This is a genomic window from Ruminiclostridium cellobioparum subsp. termitidis CT1112, assembly GCF_000350485.1.
In the GTDB taxonomy this organism is placed as follows: domain Bacteria; phylum Bacillota; class Clostridia; order Acetivibrionales; family DSM-1351; genus Ruminiclostridium; species Ruminiclostridium termitidis.
Window position 1 is genome coordinate 68,902 of the sequence record NZ_AORV01000021.1, and the last position, 14,388, is coordinate 83,289.

Annotated in this window: 12 protein-coding genes, 1 tRNA gene and 1 pseudogene; 3 read left to right on the forward strand and 11 right to left on the reverse strand. The window is 40.8% G+C overall.

The genetic code is table 11. The annotated features are described in order from the left end of the window. Positions 1 to 82: 82 nt before the first annotated feature. Positions 83 to 1,441 (reverse strand): PFL family protein, encoded by a 1,359-nt coding sequence (locus CTER_RS04790; RefSeq protein WP_004624183.1) that lies wholly within the window; start codon positions 1,439 to 1,441, stop codon positions 83 to 85. A gap of 11 nt (positions 1,442 to 1,452) precedes the next feature. Beyond that, positions 1,453 to 1,722 (reverse strand): ACT domain-containing protein, encoded by a 270-nt coding sequence (locus CTER_RS04795; protein ID WP_004624039.1) that lies wholly within the window; start codon positions 1,720 to 1,722, stop codon positions 1,453 to 1,455. A gap of 329 nt (positions 1,723 to 2,051) precedes the next feature. Between CTER_RS04795 and CTER_RS04800 the strand changes: the two are divergent. Both CTER_RS04800 and CTER_RS04805 read left to right on the forward strand, forming a co-directional pair. Continuing rightward, positions 2,052 to 3,544, forward strand: a pseudogene (locus tag CTER_RS04800) (putative DNA modification/repair radical SAM protein). After that, entirely contained in the window at positions 3,528 to 4,271 is a 744-nt protein-coding gene (locus CTER_RS04805; protein ID WP_004624088.1) for a TIGR03915 family putative DNA repair protein, read from the forward strand. Before CTER_RS04800 ends, CTER_RS04805 begins: the two are co-directional and overlap by 17 nt. Before the next feature lie 128 nt (positions 4,272 to 4,399). Here CTER_RS04805 and murD read toward each other — a convergent pair whose 3' ends face one another. Next, a complete protein-coding gene (murD, locus tag CTER_RS04810) occupies positions 4,400 to 5,797 on the reverse strand; it encodes a UDP-N-acetylmuramoyl-L-alanine--D-glutamate ligase (protein ID WP_004624232.1) in 1,398 nt (465 codons plus the stop codon). Between the two features lie 83 nt (positions 5,798 to 5,880). On the opposite strand from murD, the gene CTER_RS04815 reads away from it, so the two are divergent. Next, positions 5,881 to 5,967 (forward strand) — tRNA-Leu (locus tag CTER_RS04815). Positions 5,968 to 6,074: 107 nt separating this feature from the next. Here CTER_RS04815 and CTER_RS04820 read toward each other — a convergent pair. From CTER_RS04820 to CTER_RS04855, 8 genes are all read right to left on the reverse strand, one after another. Next, complete coding sequence (locus CTER_RS04820) at positions 6,075 to 6,863, reverse strand: CheR family methyltransferase (RefSeq protein WP_004624221.1); 789 nt, start codon at positions 6,861 to 6,863, stop codon at positions 6,075 to 6,077. A 161-nt stretch (positions 6,864 to 7,024) separates the two neighbouring features. Beyond that, on the reverse strand, positions 7,025 to 9,052 hold the full coding sequence (locus tag CTER_RS04825) for a bifunctional 4-hydroxy-3-methylbut-2-enyl diphosphate reductase/30S ribosomal protein S1 (RefSeq protein WP_004624096.1): 2,028 nt from the start codon (positions 9,050 to 9,052) through the stop codon (positions 7,025 to 7,027). A 75-nt stretch (positions 9,053 to 9,127) separates the two neighbouring features. Then, positions 9,128 to 9,808 carry a (d)CMP kinase gene (gene cmk / locus CTER_RS04830; RefSeq protein ID WP_004624110.1) on the reverse strand — a complete coding sequence of 227 codons (681 nt, stop codon included), beginning with the start codon at positions 9,806 to 9,808 and terminating at the stop codon, positions 9,128 to 9,130. A gap of 54 nt (positions 9,809 to 9,862) precedes the next feature. Beyond that, positions 9,863 to 10,225: a chorismate mutase gene (aroH, locus tag CTER_RS04835; RefSeq protein ID WP_004624293.1), complete on the reverse strand. Its 363-nt coding sequence runs from the start codon at positions 10,223 to 10,225 to the stop codon at positions 9,863 to 9,865. 66 nt (positions 10,226 to 10,291) lie between these two features. After that, positions 10,292 to 10,705: a HutP family protein gene (locus CTER_RS04840; RefSeq protein WP_004624089.1), complete on the reverse strand. Its 414-nt coding sequence runs from the start codon at positions 10,703 to 10,705 to the stop codon at positions 10,292 to 10,294. A 316-nt stretch (positions 10,706 to 11,021) separates the two neighbouring features. Further along, entirely contained in the window at positions 11,022 to 11,507 is a 486-nt protein-coding gene (locus tag CTER_RS04845) for a hypothetical protein (protein WP_004624106.1), read from the reverse strand. A gap of 557 nt (positions 11,508 to 12,064) precedes the next feature. Further along, a complete protein-coding gene (locus tag CTER_RS04850; RefSeq protein ID WP_004624306.1) occupies positions 12,065 to 13,297 on the reverse strand; it encodes a BaiN/RdsA family NAD(P)/FAD-dependent oxidoreductase in 1,233 nt (410 codons plus the stop codon). A gap of 22 nt (positions 13,298 to 13,319) precedes the next feature. After that, positions 13,320 to 14,216, reverse strand: coding sequence for a MurR/RpiR family transcriptional regulator (locus CTER_RS04855; protein ID WP_004624148.1), 897 nt, complete (start codon positions 14,214 to 14,216; stop codon positions 13,320 to 13,322). Positions 14,217 to 14,388 lie beyond the last annotated feature (172 nt).

Sequence of the window (14,388 nt, forward strand, 5' to 3'; positions counted from 1 at the left end):
ATAGAATTAGGACTGACCTAGCACTTTCCTGGACAATAAAAAAGCCAGGCAACCTTTTGACAGTTACCCGGCCTTTTGCCGTCTAGTTTTTCAAGCTGTGCAGCGGAGCGGGAATCCTTCCTCCCCTGTTGATAAACTCGCTGCTGCTGAAAGAATTGACCTTCATAACAGGACCCGAGCCAAGCAAACCTCCAAATTCCACCCTGTCACCGATTTTTCTACCCGGGGCGGGAATGATTCTTACCGCCGTGGTTTTCTGGTTCACAACGCCAATTGCGGCCTCATCTGCAATTATGGCAGCAATTGTTTCGGCCGAAGTGTCACCGGGAACGACAATCATATCAAGACCCACCGAGCAGACACAAGTCATGGCCTCAAGCTTTTCAAGGGAAAGAGCACCTGAAATCACAGCATCAATCATGCCGGCGTCTTCACTGACAGGAATAAATGCGCCGCTGAGGCCTCCAACATAAGAGGATGCCATCACTCCGCCCTTTTTGACCGCGTCATTCAGCAGTGCCAGCGCCGCAGTAGTACCATGGGTTCCGCACTTTTCGAGCCCCATTTCCTCGAGTATGTGGGCAACGCTGTCACCGATTGCAGGTGTAGGAGCAAGTGACAGGTCAACAATGCCAAAGGGCACATTCAGTCTTCGTGAGGCCTCCTGTGCAACCAGCTGACCCATTCTGGTTATTTTGAAAGCAGTCTTTTTAATTGTCTCTGCCACAACACCAAAATCCTCGCCCTTAACTTTTTCAAGAGCGCATTTGACAACGCCGGGACCGCTTACTCCGACATTTATAACACATTCCGGTTCACCAATTCCATGGAAGGCTCCCGCCATGAACGGGTTATCTTCAACTGCGTTGGCAAAAACCACCAGCTTGGCACAGGCCAGAGCTCCGCTGTCGGCGGTGAGCTGTGCCGCATTCTTCACAACCCTTCCCATCTCCGCAACAGCATCCATGTTAATTCCTGCTTTTGTTGAAGCTACATTAACCGACGAACATACCAGTTTTGTTTCGCTCAGAGCTTCAGGTATGGAGGTTATCAGTCTCTTGTCCCCGGTTGTATAGCCTTTGTGCACCAGCGAGGAGTATCCGCCTATAAAATTTACGCCAACAGTCTGGGCAGCTCTGTCCATTGCTTTTGCAAACTTTGTATAATCGGCACTTTCACAGCTTTCGGCTATAAGTGCTATTGGAGTCACAGAGATCCTTTTGTTAATAATGGGAATGCCGTACTCCCTCTCAATATTCTCTCCGGTAATAACAAGCTTTTCCGCATACCTTGTAATTTTGTCATAAACTTTCCTGCAGGAAATATCTATATCGGGATGCGAACAATCTCTGAGTGAAATACCCATGGTTATTGTTCTGATATCCAGATTTTCTTTTTGTATCATTTTTATTGTTTCAAATACTTCAAAAGGACCTAACATAAGCATTCACCTCATATTCTATGCATGGAGTTAAAAATATCTTCGTGCTGTATCTGGATTTTCAATCCAAGTTCAATTCCCTTATTTTCCAGCTTCTCGGAAAGCTCATGGAAGTGAATATTACATTTTGATATATCTACAAGCATAATCATGGTAAATACATCCTGTAAAATTGTCTGAGTGATATCGAGTATATTGACATTGCTGTCTGCTAAAATATTGCTGACTCCCGCAATTATTCCTACCCTGTCCTTCCCAATAACAGTTATAACTGCTCTCATACCTTATCTCCTTTTCCGGCAATTCAAGATACACTAAATTATGCTGCTGATATTTTTGCAAAAGTAAATGTACTTATCCCTGCCATTTATAAATTAATTTAAATTAATATATTTAACTGTAATAACTGTGAGTAAGCTCTGAAAAAAGCCTAATAAATTGTATTATATATCTTTGTTATATAAATATCAATTCCGAACATATGTTTGATTTTTTCTTTTAAATGTGTTATAATTTAATTGAATGGTAAAACTGTTAAGAAGCGTTTATTTGTTTTTTAAATGATGTATTAACAGCAAATATTAAAATAATACACGGAAGAGAATTTTTTATGGATTTACTGGAAAAACTCAGTGTTTTGGCCGATGCGGCCAAATATGACGTCTCCTGCTCCTCCAGCGGCGGGACAAGGAATAATAAAAATGGAGTTGGAAACAGCCATGCTGCCGGTATTTGTCATACCTGGTCCGATGACGGCAGGTGTGTTTCACTGCTGAAAATTCTTTTATCAAATGAATGCATGTATGACTGCGTATACTGTGTGAACAGAGCCTCGAATGACATTCCGAGAGCCAGTTTTACCGCTGATGAAGTGATAGATCTCACCATGAATTTCTACAGGAGAAATTACATCGAAGGTCTTTTTCTCAGCTCTGCTGTGCTTAAAAATCCCAGCCACACCATGGAACTGATGCTTGAAATTGTCCGGAGGCTCCGGAACGAACAAGGTTTTTTCGGTTATATCCATATAAAGGCAATACCGGGAGCCGATGAACGGCTTATTCATGAAGCATGTACGTATGTTGACCGCATGAGTGTGAATATAGAACTGCCTTCTGACAGAGGTCTCGAGGTGCTTGCACCTCAGAAACCCGTCAAGGCACTGCTGAAACCCATGCAGCAGATCAGCCGGGGTATCATGGAACACAGGGAACCCGGGTTGGGCCGTCAAAAAAATGCTATGGAAAAATCTTCTGATTTTTTTCCGGTTTCAAAGGTAATTTTCCCGATGACCTTCCCGACAGGGACTTCTCACCAAACAAGCTTTCACGCAGAAATTCCGGCAAGTACTTTGTACCGGCCGGCCAGAGTACTCAGCTTATAGTGGGTGCAACCCCCGACAGGGATTTGAGTATCCTCAAGCTCTCTGAAGCCCTGTACGATAAATTTTCTCTCAAAAGGGTGTATTACTCCGCCTATGTGCCCACTTTGGCAGATCCCAGACTGCCGGCTATAATCAGGCCTCCCCTACTCCGTGAGCACAGGTTGTACCAGGCCGACTGGCTGCTGCGATATTACGGTTTCGGAGCCGATGAATTGCTCAGCAAGGCAAATCCAGATTTTGACGTGGAGCTTGATCCAAAGGCAAACTGGGCATTGCACAATCTGCACATGTTTCCCATGGAAGTCAACACAGTTGATTATGAGATGCTTCTGAGAGTCCCGGGTATCGGAGTAAAATCGGCCCAGAGGATTATTACCGCCAGGAGAGTCGGAAGACTTAATTTTGACAACCTGAAAAAAATGGGTGTTGTGCTTAAGCGGGCAGCTCATTTTATCACCTGCCAGGGCAAAACCTATGAAAGCTTCAGTCAAAATGAATATATTGTCAAGGAAGCTCTTGTGTCGGCCAGGCTCCTGCCTCAGGGCAAAAAAGCGGTACCGGGACAGATGTCGCTGTTTTCGACTTTAAACGAAAGCGGGCTGGGAGAAAATATGTCGGACCTGTATTTGTTCAGTTCACCGGAAAATACCAGGGAGTGGCTCAGCTATTACGATCAGCCGCAGGATGGGAGGCTGCTTTTAAGTGATATACATCTATGACGGGACCTGGGATTGTTTTCTTACTGCAATCCATCACTATTATTACGACAGGCAGGCTGTGACAAATATTGAGTCTGCTCTGAGCTACAATCAAAACCTGATTGATGAATATAGGATTATACCGGCCGACAAAACAAAGGCTAAGGCCGTTGAACAGGCAATCTACAATAAAATATCCCTTGAGAGTCTTGATAATATTCAGCGGTGTTTTTTTTCCGAGTTGCAAGGCCGTGAAATGTGGATTTTAAAATATATCAGGCTGGGCTTCAAAATCGGTATGAAAATTGATTCCATGTTGGGTGACCAGACTGTACTGAATGTACTGGTGCCCGCCAGAAAAGTCGGGATTGAATGCCACAGGCTGTTAGGCCTGCTGCGTTTTGAATTGCTTGAAAACAATATTTATTATGCAAAAATCCATCCCGACCATAACATCATCACCTTTATCTCTCCCCATTTCAAGGAGCGTTTTGCAGACCAGAACTGGATTATTCACGATACTAAAAGGAACCTGGCATCCCTTTACAACACCAAAAGAATGATTATTTCATATATGGATCTGACCAGTATTCCGGAGCTTCATTCAGAAGAAATGAGATTTCAGGACCTGTGGAAGAATTACTTCAAGCATATTGCCATTAAAAGCAGATATAATCCCAAACTTCAAAAGTCCTTCATACCCAAACGCTACTGGAAAAACCTTACCGAGAAAAAACCGGATAATTGATATTACTTATATATCATGGCTTTCAAAGAACAGCACTGTAAAAGTGCTTACTGAAATTTGCATCAAAAAATACTTGTTGTAAACCGCACTATTTCAAGTAAGCGCTTTGTGTGCAATGATTGTCATATTTATTTCAGTCTGCTGACCAGTTCCTTGAACACATTTCCCCGCTGCTCAAAGTTCTTGAACATATCAAAACTGGTACTTGCAGGAGATAGGATTACACAATCTCCCGGCACGGCTTCGCTGTATGCTCTGGATACGATTTCCTCATAAGTGCCGCAGTGAATTATCTTCACTTCGCTCTCAATGTCGGTCTGGTGGACATAATTGTTATATGCTTCTTCTATTCTTGGAGCAGTGGCACCTATAAGCAGCAGAACCTTCACCTTTTCGGCTATAATCTGTCCAATCGGATCATAAGGTATTCCCTTATCCTTTCCTCCAGCAATCAATATAACCCTGTTTTTGAAGGTACTGAGGGCAGCTATTGTTCTTGATGGGCTGCTGTCTATTGAGCTGTTGTAGAACTTGACACCGTTTATTTCTCTCACCAGCTCTATTCTATGCTCCACACCTGCAAAACCAGCCGCCACCTTTGCAATGGTTTCAGGCTTTACATAATCAAATGTTGCCGCGGTTGCGGCCATATAGTTTTCAATGTTATGGACTCCGGGTATTACTATATCATCGGCATCAACTATTTCAACCTCCCTGCCCTGATCCTTAAAAATTATCTTGTTGTCTCTGAATATTACACCTTTTTCCAGGCCCGCCGCCCTTGAGAAATAAACACATTCTCCTATGGCTTCATCTGAAAAGGACTTTGTTATATCATTGTCGTAATTCAGCACAAGTTTGTCTCCCGCCTGTTGATGCAGAAAAATGTTTTTCTTGGCATCTATATACTCCTGCAGTGATTTATGAACGTCCAGATGATTTGGGGATAAATTTGTTATGACAGCAACCGAGGGACTCTCCTTTATGGTCATAAGCTGAAAACTACTCAATTCAAGGATGACTTTATCGCTTTCCCTGACTTCATCTATTTTGCTTAACAGAGGAGTTCCGATATTACCTCCCAGCCAGCAGTTATATCCCTCTGCAGACAATATTTTATATATCAGTGTGGTAGTAGTCGTTTTCCCGTCGCTGCCTGTTACTGCAAAAACCTGTGCAGGACACAATTTGAGGAATACTTCCATTTCTGATGTAAGCTCTGCACCTTTGGCAATGGCTTCGGCCAGTTCAGGTACATCCGGCCTCATACCCGGAGTTCTGAAGATCAGGTCAAAACCCTCCAATCTTGATAAATATTCGTTACCCAGGCTATACTTAACAGGAAGCCCCTGGAGTTCAGCGTATGCGTCTTTTAGATTTTCCGAAGTATTTTTATCGAAAGCCGTCACATCCACACCCAAATTTACGAGATATTTAATTAAAGGAATATTGCTGATTCCAATACCCAGCACAGCTACCTTTTTGTCTTTTATACCATGCTTAAACTGCTCAAGTTTGCCATTCATAAAATTCCTCCTTAAAAAATATTTATTTTCCTATTGATTTACGTAAACATTTATAGTAAAATACATATGCGGTTCAAGTTCGCGCGGATATGGCGGAATTGGCAGACGCGCATGATTCAGGTTCATGTGAGAGAAATTTCATGCAGGTTCAACTCCTGTTATCCGCACCAAAAGAGTTTGAAAATTATATTTTCAAACTCTTTTTATTTTTAGTAATATAACTAAATCAAAAGTAATTTGACTTTGATACTTTATAAATAATTTTATTTCACGTCTGTCAGCCAAAATTAAAGCTGTCGGCGTCCTTTACATAGAAAAACGTCTTTACCGACTTGAAATTGTATTTATTGGCCATAATCATCTGTTCTGTGCTGCCAACAAACAGAATTCCCTGTGGGTTCAGAGACATGTTAAATTTCTTGTAGATATCGTTTTTGGCTTCTTCAGTGAAGTATATTAAAACATTCCTGCAAACGATCAGATCCATACCCGTTGGATATGGGTCCCTTAACAGGTTAAACTGCCTGAATTCCACACAATTCTTTACTTCATCCTTAACCCTGTAATTGTCACCCACCATGGTAAAATATTTTTCCTTCATTTCCTTTGGAAGGTTCTCAAGGCTCTTAGAGGTGTATATTCCGGTTTTTGCTTTTTCCAGGGCGCCCATGTCTATATCGGTGGCAAGTATTTTTATTGAGCTGAGCGGCAGCATTTTATTTAAAACCATGACCAGCGTGTATGGTTCATCTCCGGTGGAACACGCCGAACTCCATATGTTTAACTTTTTATTCCTGCTCATCAGCAGCGGGAATATTTCCTTTTCAAGCACAGCCCACTGGTCCGGGTTGCGGTAAAATTCCGATACATTTATTGTCAGATAATTTATAAACTCTTTAAATAAATCCTTGTTGTCCTTTAAAGCCTGAACGTACTCTTTATATGTATTGAAGTTATTTTTCTTTATCAAGGCATCTATTCTTCTCTTCATCTGTTTTTCTTTATAAAGAGTAAGATTTATTTTGGTCATTTTAAGGATTTCTTCTTTAAAACCCTCATAATCCATAATATATCCTCCTAATATTAGTATATTATAAGTATGTATCCATTCATGTTTTTAATGCTGCACTCATTACCATAATAGAACACTGTATATTACATTTATTTCCAATACTTAAATAAAAGGATGTACCGAGGTACATCCTTTTATTTTGAACAGATTAATAATTATTTATTATCTTCATCTGTTAAGCTTTCACCGATGGTATTGGTCATTTCCTCTTTATGCTCGGTTGGAATTTCTTCACCGGGCTCAACAGCTGCTTCTTCCTTTTTTGCACCAACAGGATCGATAGGATTCACTTCTTTAATGCTTAGGCTGATTTTTTTAGCTTCTATGTCAAGCTCGGTAATTTTTGCTTCAACCATTTGTCCAACCTTCAGGACATCTCCCGGTTTTCCCAAACGTACATTGGAAATTTGTGATATGTGAACCAAACCGTCAACGCCCTGTTCTATTTCCACAAAAGCACCGAATGGTACAAGTCTTACAACTTTTCCGGTTATAACATTACCAACCTCGTATTTTTCAGCAGCCTTATTCCATGGATTGTCAGCCTGTTTCTTGTAGCCGAGGGAAATTCTCTTCTTGTCCCTGTCAAATTCAAGAACCGAAACCACTACCTCGTCTCCAACCTTTACAACTTCTGACGGATGCTTTATTTTATTCCAGGAAAGCTCTGACAAATGGACAAGTCCGTCAACTCCTCCTATATCAACAAAGGCACCAAAATCCATGAGGCTCTTTACAACACCGTTATAGGTCTTTCCTACTTCAATGCTGTTCCAGATTTCGTTTGAAGCCGCTTCCTTGTTCTTTTCAATCAATACCCTTGAAGAACCAACCACTTTTCTCTTCTGCTTGTTTACTTCAATGATCTGTACCTGCAATACCTGTTTTACAAATTCGGAAAGGTCCTTAACAAATCTGTCGCTGATTTGTGATGCAGGAATGAATATCTTCACTCCGCTGGAAATACCTATTACTCCGCCGTTTACCTTCTCGGTAATTTTAACGGCAACAGGTTTCTTGGTTTCAAATGCACTTTCTATTGTATCCCAGCCTTTGACAGCGTCAACCTTGGTTTTGCTTAAAACAACATTACCTTCTCCGTCGTTAACTCTTACAACAAAAACGTCAATTTCATCGCCAACCTTAAGTGATTTTTCAGGATTAAAGTCCGGATCGTTTGAAAATTCCTGAATCGGAATTATTCCATCTGATTTGAAGCCCAAATCAACAAATACTTCACTTTGATTATATCCGATAATTCTTCCTTTAGTAATCTGACCTGTTGTCAAAGTCACAAGTGAGCTCTCGAACGCATCCGCGAAACTCATTTCAAAATCCTGTTTATCTAATTCACTCATTTTATGAATAACCTCCTTGATTACCCAGTCAGGTGTTGACGCCCCTGCAGTAATACCAATTTTTTTAAATTTTTTTATATCAACCGGTGGAATGTCACTGGCTGTTTGTATTTTGTAAGTTCTTTCACAATTTGATCTGCAGATTTCATAAAGTTTATTGGTATTTGAACTGTTCAGGCCTCCTATGACCAACATCATATCAACTTCTTTTGAAATTTTCTCTGCTTCAACTTGTCTTTTGTCTGTCGCATTACATATTGTATCAAATTTTATAACATTTTCAAACCTTTTATTTAAACTCTTTATAATTTTTTCCCATTTTTCTCGAATAAATGTAGTCTGAGCCACAACACAAATATTTTTTTCCATGTGGGGCAGGCTGTTAACCTGTTCATCTGTCTCTATTATATACGCAGTATTATCACACCATCCGTTAATGCCAATTATTTCAGGATGTTTTTTATCCCCTATTATTATTATCTGATAACCGTCTTTATATTTCTCACTTACAAGTTTTTGAATCTTTACAACATAGGGACATGATGCATTAACTACTTCCAGGCCTCTTTCCTGCAGTTGTTTTATCGTACCCGGACCTACGCCGTGTGCTCTGATTATTACCTTGGCGGGTCCTTCTGCTTCATCGGGGTTATCTATTGTAACAACCCCATGCTCAGCCAGTTTATCCACCACCTGCTCATTATGAATTATTGGCCCCAGGGTGTATATTCTCTCATTTGTCTCGGCTGCCAGATCAAAAACAATTTTAACCGCATTATTGACACCAAAGCAAAAACCTGCGGAATCCGCTATAATCAACTCCATAAACTCAACCTCTAAACATCAGAAATATCTTCACTTTTTTAACTCATAATAACGCATAGGATCAATTGAAATAATCTATTCCCTCGTTATATTGGCATAATTCTTATAAAAATATAAGATTTTTTCTACAACTTCATCTATTGTAAGTATGGTAGAATCAATTTCAATTGCATCGGCCGCTTTTACAAGGGGAGCTAATGCCCTGGAACTGTCATTTTTATCCCTGAATATAATGTCATCCCTAACGGCTTCCAGATTTGCCGGCTGGCCTTTTTGTACAAGCTCTTCATACCTTCTTCTGGCTCTTTCATCAACCGACGCTGTCAGAAATATTTTAAGTTCGGCAGCAGGCAGCACGTATGAGCCTATATCCCTTCCGTCCATGACCACGTCAATACCCGAGGCTATTTTACGCTGCAAATCAACCATCTTCAGTCTTACCTCCGGAAATACGGCAACATTGGATGCCCCTACCGACACCTGGGGTGCTCTGATTGCCTCGGATACATCTTCTCCATCAAGAAAAATTTTTTGCAGGTTGTTTTCATGGGAAATGGATATGTCCAGTTTATCCATCATATTTGCCAGCTCCTGGTGATTTTTTGTATCTATTCCGGTTTTTATTGCCTTTAAAGCAACTGTCCTGTACATTGCACCGGTATCAAGATAAATAAACCCCAATTTTTGTGAAACCTTTTTTGCTATGGTACTTTTGCCGGCACCTGCCGGCCCGTCTATTGCTATACTTCTTGGCATCACTTTCTCCTCGTGAATATCATTTATATACATCCCCTGATATATGGCACAGTATTATTTTGCCAAATCCGGCCTTAATACGGCCGCACCTTTTAAATAGATGTGTTTTATTTCACTGCCCTCTTTATCAGTATTAATGTGTATCAAAACCCTCACACAGCTTCTCAGGCTTCCCGGAACATCAATTTCACTGGAGCACATGAGAGGGACATCGTTCAAGCCCATTTCCCTTGCCGCCACAGCGGGGAATACAGCATTTAAGTCGCTGGTCATTGTAAATATTATACTTATTAAATCAGATGTTTTTATTTTATTGTTATTTATTATTTCAGCCAACAGGTCTCTGGTTCCTTCCAAAATTGCCTCTTTTGTGTTTTCAGGAACAGTTATTGCCCCCCTGATTGCGCGTACAAGCATTACATTGTCCTCCAGTATTAACAAGTAAAATAAAAGATAAAATCAAATTTATTAAATTTTTTAGAATTATACTACCCTGTGGCCAAGACCTATGGCGACCTCATTAAGGTTCAGCAAACCTATTCCGAAGAAAACAGCTACACTGATATGATCCTTGTAACGTGCTATGCCGATTTTTCCGCCTACATTCAACCCGATGGCCTTTGGCATTATCTGCGATATTGCTTCCCTGGTAGCGCCCGCAACAGCACCCTGTTCTGCATGGCTTTCGGTTATTACACCTTCCCTTTTTGAAGAGACAACAGCACGTTCAACAATCTTCATTACCGAAGAAATGAATTCCCCGCCGTAGTCGACCGCTGCCGATTGTATCCCTATCTGCATGAATTCAGCCTGCAATTTCTTTTCAGATGCCCTGTCATTTGTCAGAGCGATTTTTATCGCAGCACTTGCTATATCTTTACTTCCATATTCCGTCATATTAACCTCCATGAACCACAATAGCGGCCACCAAAACTGTAATGAAATCTCTTGACTCCTCATCCGCTATAAGGCGAATAAAAGGAGGTTAATTGGCCATGTGCGTTTCAAAGTATTGATAAATACTTTGAATATTTCGCACGGCCATAAATTCACAGGTAATTATCCTTTATCGCAATGTAGCGAATAAAGGAGGTCCGTTGCGCCATACAGTTGCAGATATGGTACCGCCAAGGAAAAAACCTATACAAAATATTATATAGGTTTTTAATTTATAAAACAATCAATACTTTTTTATTATATTAACTTGTTGAGTTTATTTTATCCGTACCTTTACCAGCGTTTTTATATTTTTTTCAATGTTTACCAGCGCATTTTTACACTTGCCGTCTATATTTGTAGTTGTGGATTCCACTCTGACAATATGTCCGGCAAAGCTCTGACTCCCGTCAATCTCCACAACGTCTCCATCTCTGACGTTCAGTGTCATTTCAGTATTATCAAACTGGGTGACATTATCACCATTTATAAGAACACGCACAGATGGATCAGGTTCCTCTCCCATCATTTTAATTGTTATTTGTCCCTGATCGTACAGATATTCATCTCCGTTCAAAGGCAGTCCTATACTCTTGTCTGTTATGTTTAAAGCACTCCTGAACGAGGGAACCACTAAAACCACCTGTACGATTATCAGTACGACAAAACATAAAATGCAGGTACTGAACAATATATTTTCAAAAACCGTATTCTTGTCACTGTTCTCAGAAGCATTTTTAAACCTGAAAACCTTAATTTTCATATTCATCCCCCAATCGAGCAATTCAATTCCCATATAACCATAGTTATTGATAATATGCTCAATTTTGGAGCGAAATAGTCATCATTTCCTGAAGAAGAATATGGTTTGGCTGCTAATTTAATGCGGGGTGCCGGTTAATTTAAATATGCTTTCCAGCTCAAAAATGTTACCAACCTTTGTAAGAAATTCAGTTTTGCTTTACAAAATGGCTTATTTGAATCAACTGGTGCGCCAGGACAACTTCATGAAATGGCTGCACGGTTAAAAACAATTGTGATAAATTGTCGACGAAGGTAAAGCGGTTTTGCCGGCAAAGCAGCAGGAGGCTGCTTTGAGCTTCAAATCGAGACAGGATGTCGAGTTTGAGCGACGGAAAAAACGTTTTAAATGAGGCGATACAATTACCGCAATTGTTTTGGGTGCAGCTTCATTTTATGAAGTTAGTGCGGGAGTTACCAGTTGGTTCCCAATCTATCCGTAAATCAAACAAGATTTTAATTAGCACGACAAGTTAATTTAGCCGGGAGCAATATTGGTTAATTTAGCTGCAAATTCTGTTAACAGTTCATGCCTGCCAGATATCCCGTCGAAAAGGCAATGGTAAGGTTAAAGCCTCCGGTATAGGCATCTACATCAATAATCTCTCCTGCAAAATAGAGACCTTTGATCTTCCTGGATTCCATTGTAGATGGGTTTATTTCATTAGTCTTTATGCCTCCTGCCGTTACAATAGCTTCTTTTATTGATCTGGCAGCCACTATTGTGACTTCCAGGCGCTTTAAAAGCGCAACCAGTCTTTTGCGCTCCTCCTTCGTTATCTGATGTACCGGCTTATACGGGTCTATTGCCGAAAGCTCTATTACAACCGGAATAAGTTTCTGGGGCAGCAATTCATCAAGTGAATTCTTGTATTGTTTCCTGCTGTACTTTTCAAAATCCCGCTGTACACGTTCATCCAGCTTTTCTTCTGAAAGGGCCGGCTTTAAATCAACCGACAGTGTTATGTCCTTGAAATCATATGCGAGCAGATGCCTGCTGGCACTGAGGATAACCGGTCCCGAAACGCCGAAATGGGTAAATATCATTTCGCCGAAATCACTATAAATTTCTTTTCCTCTGTTATTTTTAAAACTTACGGATATATTCTTCAAGGACAGGCCCTGTAAATCTTTGACCCATTCATCCTCTGTAACCAGAGGTACAAGAGACGGTTTTAAGGGCGTAATGGTATGTCCCAGTTTTTTTGCCATTTCATAGCCGTCACCAGTGGAACCTGTTCCGGGATAGGACATGCCGCCCACCGCAAGTACGACACTGTCGGCTTCCAGCACGGTGCCGTCCGTAAGCCCCACACCGCTGACTTTATCATTTTGGTAAATTATATTTCTCACCGGAGAACCGGTCATTATTTTTACATTATTTTTATTTAAAAACCGCATCAGTGCCGAAACAACATCCCTGGCCGAATCCGAGACCGGAAACACTCTTCCTCCCCGTTCAACCTTTGTTTCAAGCCCCAATTCATTTATAAAGCTTATAAGATCCTGATTGGAAAATGTATAAAAAGCAGAATATAAAAAATTCCCGTTGCCGGGAGTGTTTTCTATGAGTCCCTCAATATCGGCATCGTTTGTGATATTGCAGCGGCCTTTTCCCGATATCAGCAGTTTCTTTCCCAGACGGTCGTTTTTTTCCAGCAGTATGACCTTATTTCCTCTATGCGCAGCAATGCCTGCAGCCATGATGCCTGCAGGCCCTCCTCCGACAACAATCACATTTTTAGTATTCATATTATTCCTTCCGGTTGGTTAATTAGAGCTTTTCGTCATTATAGCCGTCATCTTTTTCATATACCTGGTATTCGTCCCATATTTTTTCAAGCTTTTCAAACGTATTATATACTTCATTCTTGCGTCTCATCCCTATTGCTACGATAAGAGCATTAATGAGACTGAGGGGTGCGACAAGGGAGTCTACGAATGAAGCCATATCGCTTCTTGCCAGCAGGGATAAATCAGCCGACTTGGCCACCGGCGATTCGGCGCTGTCAGTCAGTGCAATGGTCTTGACTCCCTGCTTCTTGGCAAACTGCATGGCATTAATTGTTCTCTTGGAGTAACGCGGGAAGCTGACACCTATAACCACATCACCCGCCCGAGCCCTGATAATCTGCTCAAACATTTCACTGACACTTGTTGTATGAACAAGCCTTACATTATCGAAAATCAAATTGAAATAAAAACCCAAAAAACTTGCAAGAGGCGCTGAACTTCTGACTCCCAGTATGAATATGCGTTTTGCACCGAGAATAGTTTCGACTATATTATTAAAGTCGGAATTATCAATCTGTTCAAGTGTTATTTTTATTTTGTCCATATCTGACTGCATAACACTCTTTAAAATGTTATCCTCATTTATTCTGTTTGAAGATACCTCTATCCTCTGAACTGCGGTCAGCTTGCTTTTAATAAGCTCCTGGAGCACCTTCTGGAGTTTTGGATAGCCGTCGAAGCCCAATTCTATTGCAAACCTCACAACGGTTGATTCGCTGACGCCAACTATCTCACCAAGCTTTGCCGCCGTCACATAGGCTGCTTTGTCATAATGGTTTACAATATAGTTTGCAATGAGCTTCTGGCCTTTACTGAAATCATCATATTTTTGCTGAATGATGTTAATGAGATCATTGTTTTTCTGAATACTGTTCATATTTCCTCCAAGTCATAGTCGTTAAATCCCTATGTATAAATTGTAAAGCTTTTCTGTAAATTTCATACTATAATATTACCTTCTTACAGTTTAAAAATCAAGTAACCGCATTCTCCCGCAAACCGGCCGGACAGCCGCCAAAAACTCTTAAATATCCCGCTTTTTTTGTACC

What these genes read in the sequence shown, in the direction of transcription:
- aroH (WP_004624293.1), bottom strand. Translation starts at nt 10,225, where the DNA reads ATGCTTGTACGCGCAATCAGGGGGGCAATAACTGTTCCTGAAAACACA.
- cmk (WP_004624110.1), bottom strand. Translation starts at nt 9,808, where the DNA reads ATGCCAAGAAGTATAGCAATAGACGGGCCGGCAGGTGCCGGCAAAAGT.
- CTER_RS04825 (WP_004624096.1), bottom strand. Translation starts at nt 9,052, where the DNA reads ATGGAGTTGATTATAGCGGATTCCGCAGGTTTTTGCTTTGGTGTCAAT.
- CTER_RS04840 (WP_004624089.1), bottom strand. Translation starts at nt 10,705, where the DNA reads ATGACGGAATATGGAAGTAAAGATATAGCAAGTGCTGCGATAAAAATC.
- CTER_RS04845 (WP_004624106.1), bottom strand. Translation starts at nt 11,507, where the DNA reads ATGAAAATTAAGGTTTTCAGGTTTAAAAATGCTTCTGAGAACAGTGAC.
- CTER_RS04820 (WP_004624221.1), bottom strand. Translation starts at nt 6,863, where the DNA reads ATGGATTATGAGGGTTTTAAAGAAGAAATCCTTAAAATGACCAAAATA.
- murD (WP_004624232.1), bottom strand. Translation starts at nt 5,797, where the DNA reads ATGAATGGCAAACTTGAGCAGTTTAAGCATGGTATAAAAGACAAAAAG.
- CTER_RS04855 (WP_004624148.1), bottom strand. Translation starts at nt 14,216, where the DNA reads ATGAACAGTATTCAGAAAAACAATGATCTCATTAACATCATTCAGCAA.
- CTER_RS04795 (WP_004624039.1), bottom strand. Translation starts at nt 1,722, where the DNA reads ATGAGAGCAGTTATAACTGTTATTGGGAAGGACAGGGTAGGAATAATT.
- CTER_RS04850 (WP_004624306.1), bottom strand. Translation starts at nt 13,297, where the DNA reads ATGAATACTAAAAATGTGATTGTTGTCGGAGGAGGGCCTGCAGGCATC.
- CTER_RS04790 (WP_004624183.1), bottom strand. Translation starts at nt 1,441, where the DNA reads ATGTTAGGTCCTTTTGAAGTATTTGAAACAATAAAAATGATACAAAAA.